Source organism: Nonomuraea sp. IBHARD001 (genome assembly GCF_056106265.1).
In genome coordinates, this window is record NZ_JBWBBW010000002.1 from 6,434,705 (window position 1) to 6,450,958 (window position 16,254).

General features: G+C 69.4%; 17 protein-coding genes and 1 riboswitch. Of the genes, 4 read left to right on the forward strand and 13 right to left on the reverse strand.

Annotated elements, in window-relative coordinates:
• Positions 1 to 20: 20 nt before the first annotated feature.
• Complete coding sequence (locus tag ACTWNK_RS31215) at positions 21 to 1,409, reverse strand: cytochrome ubiquinol oxidase subunit I (protein WP_474308414.1); 1,389 nt, start codon at positions 1,407 to 1,409, stop codon at positions 21 to 23.
• 331 nt (positions 1,410 to 1,740) lie between these two features.
• The gene (locus ACTWNK_RS31220; RefSeq protein WP_474308416.1) at positions 1,741 to 2,679 is read right to left on the reverse strand and encodes a DUF11 domain-containing protein; all 939 of its coding nucleotides are present in this window, start codon (positions 2,677 to 2,679) and stop codon (positions 1,741 to 1,743) included.
• A gap of 262 nt (positions 2,680 to 2,941) precedes the next feature.
• Here ACTWNK_RS31220 and ACTWNK_RS31225 point away from each other — a divergent pair, with 262 nt between their 5' ends.
• Positions 2,942 to 3,412, forward strand: a complete 471-nt coding sequence (locus ACTWNK_RS31225; RefSeq protein WP_474308418.1) for a hypothetical protein — start codon at positions 2,942 to 2,944, stop codon at positions 3,410 to 3,412.
• Here ACTWNK_RS31225 and ACTWNK_RS31230 read toward each other — a convergent pair.
• The 4 genes from ACTWNK_RS31230 to ACTWNK_RS31245 all read right to left on the reverse strand — a co-directional run bounded on the left by ACTWNK_RS31230 (position 3,409) and on the right by ACTWNK_RS31245 (position 6,995).
• Positions 3,409 to 4,227 carry a trypsin-like serine peptidase gene (locus ACTWNK_RS31230; protein ID WP_474308420.1) on the reverse strand — a complete coding sequence of 273 codons (819 nt, stop codon included), beginning with the start codon at positions 4,225 to 4,227 and terminating at the stop codon, positions 3,409 to 3,411. The two genes, ACTWNK_RS31225 and ACTWNK_RS31230, sit on opposite strands and share 4 nt — an antisense overlap.
• Positions 4,228 to 4,333: 106 nt before the next feature.
• Positions 4,334 to 4,975, reverse strand: coding sequence for a phosphoribosyltransferase (locus ACTWNK_RS31235; protein WP_474308422.1), 642 nt, complete (start codon positions 4,973 to 4,975; stop codon positions 4,334 to 4,336).
• A gap of 27 nt (positions 4,976 to 5,002) precedes the next feature.
• A complete protein-coding gene (rsgA, locus tag ACTWNK_RS31240) occupies positions 5,003 to 6,100 on the reverse strand; it encodes a ribosome small subunit-dependent GTPase A (RefSeq protein ID WP_474308424.1) in 1,098 nt (365 codons plus the stop codon).
• 130 nt (positions 6,101 to 6,230) lie between these two features.
• Positions 6,231 to 6,995, reverse strand: coding sequence for a TetR/AcrR family transcriptional regulator (locus tag ACTWNK_RS31245; protein ID WP_474308426.1), 765 nt, complete (start codon positions 6,993 to 6,995; stop codon positions 6,231 to 6,233).
• Positions 6,996 to 7,071: 76 nt separating this feature from the next.
• Here ACTWNK_RS31245 and ACTWNK_RS31250 point away from each other — a divergent pair, with 76 nt between their 5' ends.
• Both ACTWNK_RS31250 and ACTWNK_RS31255 read left to right on the forward strand, forming a co-directional pair.
• Positions 7,072 to 8,007 (forward strand): ATP-binding cassette domain-containing protein, encoded by a 936-nt coding sequence (locus ACTWNK_RS31250; protein WP_474308428.1) that lies wholly within the window; start codon positions 7,072 to 7,074, stop codon positions 8,005 to 8,007.
• A gap of 17 nt (positions 8,008 to 8,024) precedes the next feature.
• Positions 8,025 to 8,846: an ABC transporter permease gene (locus ACTWNK_RS31255; RefSeq protein WP_474308430.1), complete on the forward strand. Its 822-nt coding sequence runs from the start codon at positions 8,025 to 8,027 to the stop codon at positions 8,844 to 8,846.
• Here the strand turns inward: ACTWNK_RS31255 and ACTWNK_RS31260 are convergent.
• The 7 genes from ACTWNK_RS31260 to ACTWNK_RS31290 form a co-directional block, all read right to left on the reverse strand.
• On the reverse strand, positions 8,836 to 9,462 hold the full coding sequence (locus ACTWNK_RS31260) for a hypothetical protein (RefSeq protein ID WP_474308432.1): 627 nt from the start codon (positions 9,460 to 9,462) through the stop codon (positions 8,836 to 8,838). The genes ACTWNK_RS31255 and ACTWNK_RS31260 overlap by 11 nt on opposite strands.
• Positions 9,452 to 10,024 carry a TetR/AcrR family transcriptional regulator gene (locus tag ACTWNK_RS31265; protein WP_474308434.1) on the reverse strand — a complete coding sequence of 191 codons (573 nt, stop codon included), beginning with the start codon at positions 10,022 to 10,024 and terminating at the stop codon, positions 9,452 to 9,454. Before ACTWNK_RS31265 ends, ACTWNK_RS31260 begins: the two co-directional genes overlap by 11 nt.
• A 102-nt stretch (positions 10,025 to 10,126) precedes the next feature.
• Entirely contained in the window at positions 10,127 to 11,380 is a 1,254-nt protein-coding gene (glyA, locus tag ACTWNK_RS31270; RefSeq protein ID WP_474308436.1) for a serine hydroxymethyltransferase, read from the reverse strand.
• A 33-nt stretch (positions 11,381 to 11,413) separates the two neighbouring features.
• A riboswitch (ZMP/ZTP riboswitch) is annotated at positions 11,414 to 11,499 on the reverse strand.
• A gap of 13 nt (positions 11,500 to 11,512) precedes the next feature.
• Positions 11,513 to 12,484 carry a YihY/virulence factor BrkB family protein gene (locus ACTWNK_RS31275; protein WP_474308438.1) on the reverse strand — a complete coding sequence of 324 codons (972 nt, stop codon included), beginning with the start codon at positions 12,482 to 12,484 and terminating at the stop codon, positions 11,513 to 11,515.
• 76 nt (positions 12,485 to 12,560) lie between these two features.
• Positions 12,561 to 12,956: a YccF domain-containing protein gene (locus ACTWNK_RS31280; RefSeq protein ID WP_474308440.1), complete on the reverse strand. Its 396-nt coding sequence runs from the start codon at positions 12,954 to 12,956 to the stop codon at positions 12,561 to 12,563.
• Positions 12,957 to 13,190: 234 nt separating this feature from the next.
• On the reverse strand, positions 13,191 to 14,816 hold the full coding sequence (locus ACTWNK_RS31285; protein WP_474308442.1) for an FAD-binding oxidoreductase: 1,626 nt from the start codon (positions 14,814 to 14,816) through the stop codon (positions 13,191 to 13,193).
• A 120-nt stretch (positions 14,817 to 14,936) separates the two neighbouring features.
• Complete coding sequence (locus ACTWNK_RS31290; RefSeq protein WP_474308444.1) at positions 14,937 to 15,689, reverse strand: sulfotransferase-like domain-containing protein; 753 nt, start codon at positions 15,687 to 15,689, stop codon at positions 14,937 to 14,939.
• An 84-nt stretch (positions 15,690 to 15,773) separates the two neighbouring features.
• On the opposite strand from ACTWNK_RS31290, the gene ACTWNK_RS31295 reads away from it, so the two are divergent.
• A complete protein-coding gene (locus tag ACTWNK_RS31295; protein ID WP_474308446.1) occupies positions 15,774 to 16,133 on the forward strand; it encodes a VOC family protein in 360 nt (119 codons plus the stop codon).
• The last annotated feature ends 121 nt before the right edge of the window (positions 16,134 to 16,254 follow it).

The following is a 16,254-nucleotide window of genomic DNA, read 5'->3' on the forward strand; positions in this document are numbered from 1 at the left end:
CCGTGTCCTCCAGGTAGGCCTTAGTAGGCGAAGGCCAGCTTGCCGTCGTCGTCGGGTTCGAGCTCACGCTCGGCGGGCGGGCCCTTCTTCGCGTACTTGAGCATCAGGCCGAGCTCCACCACCGCGAGCCCGCCGTACAGGAGGGTGAAGACGACCAGCGAGGTGACGACCGAGCCGGCGCCGACCACGACGGACACGCCGTCTGCGGTCTTCATCTGGCCGAACACCACCCACGGCTGCCTGGCCATCTCGGTGAAGATCCAGCCGAAGCTGTTGGCGAGGAAGGGCAGCACGATCGCCCACACGGCCACCCGCCAGACCCAGCGCCGCTCGGGCAGCCTGCCCTTGCGCGTGAGCCACAGCAGCACGAGCGCCACCAGCCCGGCCAGCATGCCGAACCCGATCATCAACCGGAATCCCCAGTACGCCAGCGGGATGTAGGGCCGGTAGTCGCCGGGGCCGTAGGTCTGCTCGTACTGCGCCTGCAGGTCGTTGATGCCCTCGACCTTGCCGTCGAAGGACCCGGTGGCGAGGAAGGACAGCAGGCCGGGGATCTCCAGCTGGTAGATCGGCTCCCTGCCGTCGAGCGTGCCGATCGTGAACAGCGAGAACGGGGCGGGCTGCTCGGTCTCGTAGAGCGCCTCGGCCGCCGCCATCTTCATCGGCTGCGTCTCGGTCATCACCTTGCCGAGGCTGTCGCCCGAGATCAGCAGTCCGGCCGCGCCCACCAGGACGGCGACCAGGCCGAGCCGCAGCGAGGGCCGGAAGACGTCGACGTCGCGCTTGCGGGCCAGGTGCCACGCGGACACGCCCATCAGCAGCACCCCGGCGGTCAGCCAGCAGGCCAGAATCGTGTGCGGGAAGGTGGCGAGCACCACCTTGTTGGTCAGGACGGCGCCGAAGTCGGTCAGCTCGGCCCGCCCGGCCTCCGGATTGATCCTGAAGCCGACCGGCCACTGCATGAACGAGTTGGCGGCCAGGATGAAGTACGCCGACAGCGCGCTGCCGATCGCCACCACCCAGATCGTGGCCAGATGCAGCTTCTTGGGCAGCTTGTCCCAGCCGAAGATCCACAGCCCGAGGAAGGTCGACTCCAGGAAGAAGGCGAGCAACGCCTCGATGGCCAGCGGGGCGCCGAAGATGTCGCCGACGAAGCGGGAGTAGCCGCTCCAGTTCATCCCGAACTGGAACTCCTGCACGATGCCCGTCACCAGGCCCATCGCGAAGTTGATCAGGAAGAGCTTGCCCCAGAACTTCGTGGCGCGCAGGTAGGCGACCTTCCCCGTGCGCACCCATGCTGTCTGCAGGATCGCCACCAGCAGCGACATGCCTATCGTGACCGGCACGAACAGGAAGTGGTACACCGTGGTGATGCCGAACTGCCAGCGCGCAAGATCCAACGCGTCCATGCAGCTCACGATAGGTTTGATCATGTGCACCGAATGTGACGACACGCTATGACATGAGTTATCGCTCAGTCACGATTTCCCCTATGTCTCCCCTGTCTCGCTGATCGCCCATGACCCGAGATTTCGGCTTATGTCGTGGCGGCGCCCGCCGAGAACCCGGCTCCCACGCCTGGTCGGCCCAGCCCTGACGCGTCGGGCAGACCTGGCCCCGTCGACTCAGACCTGCCCCTGCCCGCCCAGACCTGCCCCTGCCCCTGCCCCTGCCCCTGCCAGCTCAGACCTGCCTGCCGGCTCAGATCTGTCCGTGTCCGCTCAGACCTGCCTCGCCGGCTCAGACCTGGCCCCACCCCGCCGCGTACTTGACCACCAGTCCCCCACCCAGCAGCAGCCCCGACCAGCTCAGCAACCCCACCAGGCTCACCCCGGTGAACGGCAGCGGCGGCTTCGGCCCGGGTCCCGGCCCAGGGCCCGGCGGCACCTTGGCGCGGGTGGTGGCGTGGTTGCCCGACGGGTCGGGGTCGGGGTCGGCGCCCTTCACACGTGCGGCGTTGCGCACCGTGCTGCCCGGCTTGGCGCCGGGGCCCACCTTGGCGGTCAGCGCCAGGCGCGTGCTCGCACCCGAGGCCAGCCGGGCGATCTCGCAGACGACTGTGCGCCCCGAGCTCCGGCAGCCGCGCGGCAGCGGGGGCACCACGGTGAGGTTGGGGCCGAGCGTGTCGGTGACGACGACGTCGCGTGCGGTCGAGGGGCCGTCGTTGCGCACGACGAGCGTGTAGGGGATACGACCGGTCACCGGCACCTTGGCCGGGCCGATCTTGCGCACCGAAAGGTCGGCCGAGGTGCCCGTGCGCAGGGCGGCCTTGGCGCGGTTGTTGTCCGGGTTCGGGTCGCGGGTCCTGGCCGTGACCTTGGCCCGGTTCGGCACGAGGCTGCCGGATGCGGTGTCGGCGTCGAGCCTGGCGACGACGGTGAACGTCAGAGACTCGCCCACGGCCAGGCCGTCCGCCTTGCACGTGACGAGCCTGCCGCTGGCCGTGCATCCTTTCGGCCTGGCCGAGACGAAGGTCATCCGGGGGTCCAGCGTGTCGGTGACCGTGATGCTCCTGGCGAGCCCCGGACCGTGGTTGACCACCTTGAGATCGAACACGGCCGTACGCCCGGCGACGACGACCGGCGGTTCGTCGGCCGCGTACGCGCCCAGCCCGTGCCCCACGGCGATGAGGGTGAGCAGGGACAACGCCGCCGCACGCGGCGTCGCAAGCCGCGCCATCGCATCATCCCCGTCCCTGAGCCGATCCTTGTCCCGCAGAACCTGCCAGGTACGGCCTGCGTCTCCCATCGGACGCACGGCACGGTGCGCACTCTTGGCGATGAAATGACCGACTCCTCGCGTTCGGCAGGAAGAGAGGCGGAAAAGCCGCTTCACCCCACGCGTTCGGGCGCTGCCGCAAAGCCGTACCCGGTAGACCTTCAATCTGACTGAAGCTTTGGCTAAGCTTCAGCCAGACTGAAGGTTGGAGCTGGGAGGAAGCGTGGAAGGTTTTCTGCTGTCGTTGCACGTGCTGGCCGGCATCGTGTTCGTCGGGGGCTCGGCGGTCGCGACGAGTCTGTTCCCGCGTTATGCGCCCGTGGCCGCCGGGGTGGGCGTGCCGGCCGGGGCGGGCCAGGCGGACGAGCGCGATCGGGCGGTCGCACTCGTCCTGCATCGCATCACGCGGGTCTACGGCGTGTTCGGTGTGGTCGTGCCGGTCGTCGGCATCGCGCTTGCGCTGGTCCAGGGCAGGATGGGGGAAATCTGGATCACTGTCTCCATGATCCTCACCGCCGGGGCGGGCGCCCTCCTCGTGCTGCAGATCCACCCCCGTCAGCGCGACAGCCTGGCCACCCCGGCCGGTCCCGCACCCCTGCGCCGCCTGTCGATGCTCGCCGGTTTCTACAACCTGCTGTGGGCGGCCGTGGTCGTGCTGATGATCGTCCGGCCGGGGGCCTACGAGGCGCCTTAGTCGGGGGCCGCGTCCAGGAGGTTGACGCGGGTGGTCCTGCGGCGCTTCCAGATGCTCCATTCCAGCAGGGCGCGTTCGATCCAGATCTTGGTGGCTTTGTTGATCATGGCGACCAGTGTCTTGCGGGAGTCGTCGCCGTCGCTGCAGCTCAGGACGCCGACGAGACGGTACTCCGAGCGGCCGAACTGATCGGCCGCCGGATAGAACAGCGGTGCGCCACTGTGGCCCGGACTGGTCTTACGGTCGATCCTGAACCAGTGCCTGCCGTAGTCGGCGTCCACGACCGGCGCGTTGGCCTTGCCCAGCAGACCGTGCGCACCGCCGTAGCCGACCAGGCCCAGGGTGCTGGTCGGCCCCTGGAACGCCGGGTCCTGGCCGAGATGCTCGTATGCCTCGAGAATGAACGGCGGCGAGTTGTGCACGACCGGCGCGGCCAGGCAGATCAGGGCGAAGTCCCAGCGGAAGGTGAACTCGCCCCTCCTGCGGTTGGGCGGCAGCGCCGACTGGCAGACCTGGACCAGCTCGGCCCGCCGCGCACCGACCGGCGCCTCGGCGTTGGCGGCGAGTTCGGTGTTGTGGGCGGGCGCCACCTCGACATAGCGGATCTGATCCAGGTCGCCGTCGAGGGCGAAGATGTGCGCGCAGGTCAGCACCGCGTCGTCGTCGACGAACACCCCCGTGCCCGTCACACTCCACCGGCGGTTACCTGATTCGAAGTGCACCCAGATCCACACGATCCTCGGGTACGGGGTCTGGGGGGCGCTCGCCTCTGTCGGCGGAACCGGGGCGAATCCGGCAGGCTGCGGCGTACTCATGTCACCTTCCTCGATCGGTCGGAGCTCATGCAGGCCGTCAGTGAACCATGATCAGGCCTCGCCGTACAGTAATGATTCGGTTCGTTTGCGTAGCTATGGAAGGGGGTCAGATCGCGCGGTTCAGCAGGGTCAGGACGTCGTCGTCGGCGAGCTGGCCGAAATGCGCGTACCAGTGCCCGACGGCACGGAAATCGCGCGGCGCCGCAAGCACCACGACCTCGTCCGCCTCGGCCCGCATCGCCGCCACGCTCTCCCACGCCCCGACGGGTACGGCGAGCGTCACGTGCGCCGGGCCCGCCCGCCGTACGGCACGCAGGGCGGCTCGTGCCGTCACGCCGGTCGCCAGGCCGTCGTCCACGACGATCACCTGCCTGCCGGTGAGGACCGGCAGCGCCCGCCGCCCGCGGTAGACGGCGACGCGCCTGGCCAGCTCGGCGAGCTCGGCCGCCACGACCGAGGCCAGGTCGGAAGGCCGCAGCCCGAACTGGGCCAGCAGGGCGAGGTCGAACACCGGCTCGCCGCCTTCGGCCACCGCGCCGAGCCCCAGTTCGGGCTCGGGCGGATAGCCGATCTTCCTGGTGACCAGGACGTCGAGCCGGCCGCCCAGCCTGCGGGCGATCGGCTCGGCGACCGCCACCCCGCCTCTCGGCAGGGCCAGGACGATCGGGTCTCCGGCCCACAGCAGCCGCTCGGCGAGCAGCTCTCCGGCCGCCGCCCGATCGGCGAACGGCAGCCGGAGGGGACCCATGACCCCTTCATACCCAGGCGAGGGCCGTCAGGGACGGCTGCGGCCCGATCGGCGCATCTCCTTGTGGATGATCTTCCACTTGTTCTGCTGTTCCTTGCGGAGCCTGGCGTCGGTGCGGCCCGCCATCCAGGCGGCCTCGCGCTGCAGTTTGTACCAGCTCTCCAGCCGGCGTTCCTGCAGTTCACCGCTCTCCACGGCGGCCGTGACCGCACAGCCCGGCTCGCCCGCGTGGCCGCAGTCGTCGAACCTGCACTGCCTGGCCAGCTGCTCGATGTCGGAGAAGACCAGGTCGACCCCGTCGGTCATCTCGTACAGGCCGACCCGCCTGATACCGGGCGTGTCGATGATCAGGCCGCCGCCGGGCAGCGGGATGAGCTCCCTGTGCACGGTGGTGTGCCTGCCCCGCCCGTCGGCGGCGCGTACCTGCTGGGTCTCCATGAGGCCGTCCTCGGCCAGCGCGTTGACCAGCGTGGACTTGCCCGCGCCCGAGGGCCCGAGCACGACGGCGGTGCGCGAGCCCGCCAGGTAGGAGCGGACGACCGCGACGCCCTCGCCCCTGATCGACGACACCGCGTGCACGTCGACGCCGGGCGCGGCGGCCTCGACGTCGCTCAGCAGGTCGGCCAGGCCGTGCTCGAACAGGTCCGCCTTGGTCACGAGCACGACGGGCGTGCCGCCGCTCTCCCAGGCCAGGGCGACGAGCCGTTCGATACGACCGAGGTCGGCGAAGTCGGTGGAGTGCATGGACGGTTCGGCGACGAAGACGATGTCGACATTGGCGGCCAGCACCTGCCCCTGGCCGTCGCCCGACAGGCCGCCGCGCGAGGTCCGGCTGACCCCGCCCCTGACGAAGGCCGAGGTACGCGGCAGCACGGCGTCGAGTTCGTAGCGCCCTTCGGGCAGCAGCCGCAGCGCCGCCCAGTCGCCCACGCACGGCAGCGCGACCGGGTCGTCGGCCGCGGCCCTGCGGACGTGGGAGGAGTATCTGGCCTGGTGCAGGCCGTCTTCGGTGATGACCTCGGCGGCGCCGCGGTCGACACGGGCGACGCGGCCCGCGACAGATCCTGAAGGCAGCTCGGCGGCGAGAGATTCGGTCCAGCCGAGAAGAGAAAGTTGTTCGGACAACGCAGTGACACCCTTTGGGAAGATCCCGGGTGGCTCAGACGGACACCCGGAGGCTGATGGACGGCAGGCTCACCAGAACAACCCGCATGGTCCTCACCTCCCAGATAGAGTGCCGCTCGACGAACGCCGACTATACGCACCCTTCGCCCGAAGGCGCAAACGGCTCGGTCGCGTCGATCATCACCTGGATGCCGTCGAGCACCCTGGACAGGCCGAACTCGAACTCGTCGCACTCGCTCTCGAAACCGCCGTTCTCCCAGATCATCGTCATCGTGGGGAATCGCCCGACGTCGAAGTAGGTCTCCCAGAAGTCGGAGCGCGCCGCCCAGAAGTCGGCCGTGCTCACTCCGCTGGCCCGGGCCGCCTCGGCCTCCTCGACCGGCCGTCTGGCCTGGCCGCGCACGTAGGCGGTGATGAGGCCGACCGCGCCGACCATCTGCTCGGGGCGCAGGCCGATGCCGGTGAAGCAGCGCAGGAACTGCTCGTACGAGCCGATCACGTTGGGGCCGAGCGGCGCCCGGTCGACGACGACGAGCAGCGTCCAGGGGTGCTCCAGATAGAGATCGCGCTCGGCGCGGGCCCTGGCCAGCACCTTCTCCCGCCAGGTCGGCTCGGGCGACGGCTCGCCCAGACGCGCGTGCACCCGGTCGTACATGAGCTCGACCAGCTCGCCCTTGCCCGGCACGTAGCGGTAGAGCGTCATGGTGCCGACGCCGAGCTTGTCGGCGACCTTGCGCATGGACAGTGCCGTCACCCCGTCGGCGTCGGCGAGCGCGATGGCGGCCTCGACGATCCGGTCGAGGGTGAGGCCGGGTTTCGGCCCCCTGCTCGGGCGTCCGGTGACGCCCCACAGGAGATCGAGACTGCGCTTGGGATCTGGGCTTTCGGAAATCATTTGAAGCCGATCCTACAACTGGGTACGGTGTACCCCGATCGAAATGGAGTACACCGTACCCAGTTAAGGAGCGCGCATGGCACTCGCAGTGTTCGCCGAAGGACTCACCAAACGCTTCGGCACGACCCAGGCGCTCGACGGCTTCGACCTCGCGGTCCCCGAGGGCACGGTGCACGGGCTGCTCGGGCCCAACGGGGCGGGCAAGACAACGGCCGTCAGAATCCTGGCCACCCTCCTGCGCAGCGACGGCGGCAGGGCCGAGGTGGCCGGGTTCGACGTGCGCCGCGACGCCGCCGAGGTGCGCTTCCGCATCGGCCTGACCGGCCAGAACCCGGCCGTCGACGAGGCGCTCAGCGGCAGGGAGAACCTGACGATGTTCGGCCGCCTCTACCACCTGGGCAAGAAGGAGGCCAGGCGCAGGGCGCAGGAGCTGCTGGAGAGGTTCAATCTGACCGAGGCCGCCGACCGGCCGATCAAGCAGTACTCGGGCGGCATGCGCAGGCGCCTGGACCTGGCGGCCGGGTTCGTCATGACCCCCCAGGTGCTCTTCCTCGACGAGCCCACCACCGGCCTGGACCCACGCCACCGCACCGAGGTGTGGGACTCGGTCAGGTCCCTGGTGCAGGGCGGCACCACCGTGGTGCTGACCAGCCACTACCTCGACGAGGTCGACCGCCTCGCCGACAACGTCTCGGTCATCGACAGCGGCAGGGTGATCGCCGAAGGCACGCCGCACGAGCTCAAGCGGCGGGTGGGCGGCAGCCAGCTGGACGTGGTCGCGGCCCCCGCCGACCTGCCGGAGATCGCCAAGATCATCGAACGGGTCACCGGCGCCGAGGCCGAGATCGACGCCGAGGCGCGCCGGGCCAGTGGCCCCGTGCACGACCTGGTCCCCACGCTGTCGGAGGTCGTACGCGCACTGGACGAGGCCGGCATCGCCGCCGACGACATCGCCCTGCGCCGCCCCACCCTCGACGAGGTCTTCATCAGCCTGACCGGCCACCGCCCATAAACCTGGAGGACTCCCCCATGACCACACCCGTCATCCCCAGGACGCCGGCCCAGCGACTGCGCTGGGCGGTGGCCGACACCTGGACCATCACCGTCCGCGACCTCATCCACTGGATCCGCGAGCCCGCCCGCGTCGTCTGGGCGCTCGCCTTCCCCATCGTCATGGTCGTCATGTACGGCTACGTGTTCGGCAGTTCGATGATCGTGCCGGGCGGAGGCGACTACCAGGAGTACCTCATGCCCGGTATGTTCGCCGTCACCATGGCCTTCGGCATCGGCAACACGATGACGGCCGTGGTGACCGACTCGGCCAGGGGGGTGACCGACAGGTTCAGGTCGATGCCGATGGCGCCTTCGGCCGTGGTCGCCGGGCGCAGTGTGGCCGACATGACCAACTCGGTGCTCGACCTGGTCATCCTCGTCGGGGCCGGGCTGCTGATCGGCTGGCGGGCGGAGGGCACGTTCGGGGAGGCGCTGGCCGCCGTCGGGCTGCTCCTGCTGCTGCGGCTGGCCTTCATCTGGCTCGGCGTGTACCTGGGGCTGCTGGTGGGCAGTCCCGAGGCGGCCAACAACCTCTACGCGCTGCTGTTCCCGCTGACGATCATCACCAACGCGTTCGCCTCGCCGGGGCTGATGCCCGGCTGGCTCGGCACCCTGGCCGACTGGAACCCCATCTCGGCCACCGTGACCGCCACACGTGAGCTGTTCGGCAATCCGCTGGGCGGCGGGGAGTCGTGGATCGCGCAGAACGCCATGCTCATGGCCGTCGTGTGGCCGGTGCTGATCATCGCGATCTTCTTCCCGCTCTCGGTGGCGCGCTTCCGCGGCCTCAGCCGGTGACCCGGCCGCCCCCGTGCGCCACCGCGCGCATGGGGGCCTCGGGCACCATGTGCCCGAGCAGCAGCTTGAGGAAGAACAACGGCGCCAGCCACGCCAGTACGGCGGGCACGGGCAGCAGGAGCAGGTTGACCAGCAGCGCCGCCATGAACGCCGCCGTCGCGACCGGCCGCTTCACCTCGACGGCGACCGCCTCGATGAGCAGGGCGCCCGCCACGAGCAGGACCGTGTTGCCGGCGAACCACACCCACGCGCCCTCCATCAGCACGAACGCCACCGCCGCCAGGTGCACGACGTGGGCCAGGGTGAAGGTGAGTCTGGCCCGGCCCCGGCCCGGCCCCTCGCGGTGGTACCAGCGCTTGGCCGCGTTGGTGGCGTTGGTCAGGACGCCGCCGACCAGGTCGAGGCCGACGAGTGCGACGACGACCCACTGCAGCGGGGTGAAGTCGCCCTCGCGCACGAGGTACCAGCCGAGCAGGGCGGCGCACAGGGCGCCTCCGGCGTACTCGACCAGCTCTTCGGCTTGGCTCTTGCCCGGTCCCATGAAGCGTTCGAGGCTGCCGCGCCAGCCGTCGGGCGTGGGCGGCGGGGTCCAGTCGATCTGCAGGTCAGCGCGCATCGGGTCGCCTCCAGAGGCCGTCGAGCAGGTTCCAGAACTGGTCCATGGGCACATCGCTCCCCTCGGTGAGCCGGGCCGCCGCCCAGCCGTCGGCCGCACGTACGACCGCGGCCGTGGCGGCGAGCATGAGGTCGCGGTCGAGGTCGGATCTGATCACGCCGAGCGCGCGGCCGTCGTCGACCAGGTCGCCCAGCCATCCGGCCGGGTCCGGCGAGGAGCCGCCGACCAGCAGCGCCACGTCCTGCGGATGGGCGAGCGCGTGGGCCAGCAGCCGCTCCCCCGCCTGCCGCAGCGCGCCGCGGAACGCCTCGGCCGATCCGGCGGGCTCCCAGGGCCCCACGGCCGCGAGCACCCTGTCGTGCACGTCGGCCAGCACGGTGGCGTAGAGGTCGTCCTTGCCGTCGAAGTACTGGTAGGCCGAGGCCTTGGAGATGCCGCACTCGGCGATGATCTTGTTGTACGAGGCGCCCGCCAGGCCGTCGCGGGCGAAGTGCTCCCTGGCCACACCGAGCACCGCCGACCGGCGCTCACCGGAGAGCCTGAGGAATCGAGGAAGGGGCATGTACCAGTAGTACACCCCACTGGTACACCTTCACAAGTCCCCGGAAAACACGAAGCGCCCCGCCGTACCCGATCAAGGGACGGCGGGGCGCTCGGCGAAGGATCAGGACAGGCCGGGCGCCGGGAACTTCGCGGTCAGCTCGCTCACCTCGTTGTGCACGCGGGTGATGACCTCCTCGGCGTCACCCTTGGCCAGCGCGGTGACGACCTCGTCCATCCACGCGCCGATCTGCCGCATCTCGGCCTCGCCCATGCCGCGCGAGGTCACCGACGGGGTGCCGATGCGGATGCCGGAGGGGTCGAACGGCTTGCGGGTGTCGAACGGCACCGCGTTGTAGTTCGTCTCCAGACCGGCCCGGTCCAGCGCCTGGGCGGCCGGCTTGCCGCCGATGCCCTTGGGCGTCAGGTCGAGCAGGATGAGGTGGTTGTCGGTGCCGCCGGAGACCAGGTCGAAGCCACGGCTGGACAGCTCGTCGGCCAGCGTCTTGGCGTTGGCGACCACCTGGTGGGCGTAGGCCTTGAACGCGTCGGTGTCGGCCTCGCGCAGCGCGACCGCGATGGCGGCGGTCGTGTGGTTGTGCGGGCCGCCCTGCAGGCCGGGGAAGACCGCCTTGTTCAGCGCGGTCGCGTGCTCGTCGGACGTGGCCATCAGCATGGCGCCGCGCGGGCCGCGCAGCGTCTTGTGCGTGGTGGTGGAGATCACATCGGCGTGACCGACGGGCGAGGGGTGCGCGCCACCGGCGACCAGTCCGGCGATGTGCGCGATGTCGGCCGCCAGGATCGCGCCGACCTCCTTGGCGATGGCCGCGAAGGCCTCGAAGTCGATCGTGCGCGGGATCGCGGTGCCACCGCAGAAGATCAGCTTGGGGCGCTCGCGCAGGGCGATCTCACGGACCTCGTCCATGTCGACGCGGCCGGTGTCCTGGCGCACGCCGTAGCGGACCGGGTTGAACCACTTGCCGGTCGCCGAGACCGACCAGCCGTGCGTGAGGTGACCGCCGAACGGCAGGCCCATGCCCATCACGGTGTCGCCGGGGCTCAGGAAGGCCAGGTAGATGGCGAGGTTGGCGGGCGAGCCGGAGTACGGCTGCACGTTGGCGTGGTTGACGCCGAACAGCGCCTTGGCCCGGTCGACGGCCACGGTCTCGATCTGGTCGATGACCTGCTGGCCCTCGTAGTAGCGCTTGCCGGCGTAGCCCTCGGAGTACTTGTTGGTGAGGACCGTGCCCGTGGCCTCCAGCACGGCCTTCGACACGTAGTTCTCGGAGGCGATCAACTTGACGGTGTCGGCCTGCCGCCGCTCCTCCGCCTTGATGAGCTCGGCGATCTGCGGGTCGACATTGCTGAGAGCACTCATTGGCGCCTTCACTCCCTGTCATCGTTGACATCGTGCGAAGACCCAGGCGCTCGGCCTCCGCCCTGCTTCCGCTCCCTGGTGGTTAGGTCCCACCCAATGCGCCAGTCGCGACGCCCTAGACGATAGCGGATGTCAGGTCGAGGCACGGTTGGCGCGGGTGGCTCCGGCGCCCGGCCACAGCCGGTCGACCTCGGCGTTGAGAATGGCGCCGATGAGCACGGCCAGCGCCGTGATGTAGAGCCACAGCAGCACCGCGATCGGCGCGGCCAGCGAGCCGTAGATGGAGACCGGCGAGAACCACGCGGCCAGCACCGCGCGCAGGACCGCGGCGCACCCGATCCACAGCAGCAGCGCGAGCACCGCGCCGGGCAGCTCCCGCCACCAGCGCGTGCGCACCGGCACGCTGACGTGGTAGAGCACGGTCAGGAACAGCACCGAGCCGATCACCACGACCGGCCAGTAGAGCACGTCGACGGCCACCCCGTAGTCGGGAGGAATGGCATCGCGCAGCAGCGTGGGCCCGATGACCAGCACGGGCATCACGATGATGCCGATGATCAGCCCCACGATGTAGAGCCCGAACGACATCAGCCGGGTGCGGATGATGCCCCGCTCCTCGCCCAGCCCGTAGGCGACCGAGATCAGGTCGACATAGACATAGAGCGCCCGCGACCCCGACCACAGCGACAGCAGGAAGCCGACCGAGATGAGCGACACCTTGCCCGCGTCGTCGCGCAGCACGTCCTCGATGAGCGGGCGTACGACACCGGTGACGGCGCTCGGCGTGAACAGGATGCCGGCCTGGGTGTAGATCCACGCCTTGACCTCGTCCATCACCGAGGGACCGAGCCAGGTGCCCAGCTTGGCCAGCACGCCGATGAGCCCGAGCACGAACGGCGGCAACGACAGCAGGGCGAAGAAGGCGGCCTCTCCGGCCAGGCCGGTGACGCGGTAGTTGACGCCCGCGTTGGTGGTGGCCTTGACGACGGCCCAGGTATGGGAGTCTCGCACCCGGCTCAGCCCTGCCCTGGCCCTGCTCATGGCGAGCCCCGGACCGCGCCGCTTGGGCCGCTGCGGCCTCGTGGGCGCGTCGGTGGACGTCATGGACACCAAAGGTATGCGGAGTGAGGCGGTCGGACACCCTCCGACCAGCAACGATCAGGTCTCGTGCAGCCTACCCTCAGCCTCTGCCGCCAAACGGGACGTCACTGTCGACGATGCGCGCGCCGAGCGGCAGCAGCGACACGGGGATCATCTTGATGTTGGCGATGCCGAACGGAATACCGATGATCGAGATGAAGAGCGGGATCGAGGTCAGCACGTGCCCGATCGCCAGCCACAGCCCCGCGACCAGGAACCAGATGACATTGCCCACGGTGGACAGGCACCCGGCGTCGGGCTCGCGTACCACGGTCCTGCCGAACGGCCACAGCGCGTAGGCGGCGATCCGGAACGAGGCGATGCCGAACGGGATGGTGATGATGAGGATGCAGCAGATGACGCCCGCGAGTACGTAGCCGATGGCGAGCCAGACCCCCGCGAAGACCAGCCAGATGACATTGAGCAGTGTCCGCATGATTACAGCATGTCAGGCTTTGTCCCAACAGATCATCCGGTATCCCCCTGAACATTCCCCTACCTCGCCTTCACCCGCCGTCAGGGTGCGCGCGACCGGCCCCGGCGCACAATGAGGAGGTGATCTGCGAAGAGTGCAAACAACGCCGCCACGACCACTGCAAAGGCGGCTCCTGGTGCGACTGCCAGCACCAGGAGCCGAAGCCGGAGGCGGACCCGCCGCCTCCGGGCCGGGCTATGCCTTGATCGACATCGCATGGTGGAAGACGTCGCGCGGGTCCCATCGGGCCTTCACCCGCCGGAGCCTGGCGTGGTTGGCGCCGTAGTAGAGCGAGGGCCACGGCACGCCCGAGGTGTTCCAGGCCGGATCGGCGTGGTCGATGTCGGGATAGTTGATGTAGGCGCCGCCGCAGTTGCCGCCCGGCACCGGCACCCCGCCCGTCGCCGCGAACGTCTTGGCGTGCAGGCTGCGTACCCACGTCATCGGGCCCGCGCCGTCGTCGCCCTCGCCCCAGGTGGCCAGGTGCAGCACCTTGAGCACCGACGAGCGTTCGACCGTGGCGGTGGCCGCCGGGTCGACGGTGTTGACCTTGCCGCCGTAGGACAGCAGCCACAGCAGTCCGGCCGGCCCCGGGCCCGCCGGGTCGGTGAGGTGGTCGTAGGCGACGTCGATCTGCTGGTCGGTGAAGCTCTTGCGCAGGTAGGACGACTTGCCCTTGTACCTGCCCGCCTCCGCCGCCTCGCTCAGGCCGAGCGAGCGCACGGCCGAGTACCAGGGCGCCGACTCCAGCGGCGGGACGGTGGCCGCCGGTGTGACCCCCTCGCCGACGGCGGCGAAGTAGTCGCGCATCAGCCGCTCGGCCCCCGGCACCCCGGCGTCGATCTGCGTGGGCATGATCATCCCGCCCGGCTCGTCACCCGGCGTCCGGCCCGGGATGAGCAACGACCCCCAGAGCGAGGCGTACGGCGTGCCTGGCGCGCTGTTGCGCTCGTGCCAGGCGCCGTGGTTGCGGATCAGGCGGCGGAAGGACTCCTTCGTCATGCCCTTCCACGACCAGATGGCCATACCGGACAGCACCGTCGCGGGCGGCCTCGGCAGCAGGCTGCCGGGGTCGTCGCCCTTGGCCTTCGGGTCGCGCATCCAATAACGGGTGACGATCCCGAAATTGCCGCCGCCGCCACCCGTGTGCGCCCACCAGAGGTCGTGGTTGGGGTCGGCCGGGTTCCTCGTGGCCACCACGGCCCGAGCCCTGCCCGACCTGTCGACGACCACGACCTCCACCGCGTGCAGGTAGTCGACCGTCAGCCCGTCACGCCTGGACAGCGGGCCGTACCCGCCGCCCGCGATGTGACCCCCGGCGGCCACGCCCCCGCATTGGCCGCCCGGGATGGTGACGCCCCAGCCCAGGTAGAGCGTGCGGTAGGTCTGCATGAGCGTCGCACCGGCCTCGATGGCGAAGGCGCCGCGCCCGGCGTCGAAGTACACCTTCGACATCTCGCACATGTCGATGACGACCTCGGCGCCGTCGCCGACGAAGTCCTCGTAGCAGTGCCCGCCGCTGCGCACGGTGACGCGCCGCCCCGCGCGCACGGCGTCGCCCACCGCCTTGACGACCTGCTCGGTCGAGCCCACGACCTGGAAGTACTCGGGCGCGGGCCGGAAGCGCAGATTGGTCCTGCGTACGGCCAGATCGGCGTAGCGCGGGTCCCCCCTGCGCACGGTGACCGGGCCGAGCGACGGGAGCGCCCCGCCGTGCGTCCCGGCCTCGGCCGCCGGCGCGGTCACGATTCCCGCCGCGACCGCCCCTCCGCCGAGCGCCGCCGATCCGCCGATGAACCCCCTGCGGCTGACCTCACTCACGATGCACAACCCCCTGATGTCTCCTGGGATGTCCTGACGCATCGACGCTACGAGCCGGGTCGTGGCGGGAGAATGCACCCAGTTGCCCACAGGGGGTACAGCTATCTACACCCCTATCGGTCAGACCCTCAGCCGGTTGGCGTGCAGGTGCCGGTAGTGCGGCAGATGGAACTCCAGATAACCGGCCAGCACGGGATCGGTCCTGACGACCTCCGGGTCCGACCTGCTGGTCCGGACGAAGCCGCTGGTCTCGCTGGTCGACTCGTGCCAGCGCTGGGTACGGCTCCACTCCTCGCGCATGCCGGGCCGCCAGCTGAGCGCCTCGGGCAGGAACGGGATCGCCATCCTGGCGCAGAACTCCCGCACGGTCTCCAGCGGCCGGTCGACGAGGTCGTCGGAGTCGATCACCACGGGCGCCCGGCCCTGCACCTCCGTAACGGCGTCGTAGATCTCGGCCAGCCAGGCGAAGCCGATCTCGTCGCGGCCGAGCGCGGTGTTGAGCGCGTAGTGGGAGGCGATGGCCTCGGCCGGGTCCCTGATGATGAAGGCGTGGGCGACCTCGGCGAGGAAACGCCGGTCGTTCAGCAGGCCCGGGTAGTGGAAGTCGGTCGTGTCCTTGAAGAAGACCGGCGTGCTCTCGGCCAGGTCGAGGAGGGCCGCGATCAGCTCGGCCTCACTACGGACAGTCACCTCGCCGACTTTGGCCTCACCGAAATCGGTTACATGCGAGAAAGGTTCATGTATTACCGTGTAGTCTCCTCGTGCTGCCATCATTTTCAAGAATGCGGTCGATCGGGACCGGGGCGCACTCCAGAGGGCGAGTATGCGCGGAGCCTTCTCCGATGCTGCATAGTTAGTCGTATCTACTTCCACATCGGTAGAATATGATGCGTAGTGGTCATTCGACAGGCCCGACTTGGATTGACACCACAGGACAGCTCTCGGGACAATCCCCCGATGTCGTCATTTCTGCAGAATGTCACCTTCGACTGCGCGAATCCACGCAAACTTGCGATGTTCTGGAGCAAGGTCACCGATCACGCGGTCGACGGCCATGACGCCACCTATGCCACGATCACCCTCGCTAACGGAACTGTGTTCTATTTCGCCAGGGTCCCCGAGCGCAAAGCCGGCAAGAACCGGCTCCACGTCTGCCTGAGGCCGGACATCCCTCGCGACCAAGAGGTCGAACGCCTGCTCGGGATCGGTGCAACGCTCGTCGAAGATCATCGGCGCCCCGGGGGCCACGGCTGGGCCGTGCTCGCCGACCCGGAGGGCAACGAATTCTGTGTTCTCCGAAACGCGGCCGGGCTCTGATGATTACAACGGGGATTTACCCGTATACACGTGGTGAGTCCAAATCCGTCATGATTAACGGCGATTACGGGTTGACAGTCCCCTTGAGCGCATGCAAGATTCCCGTGTACCGAGGGTAAAG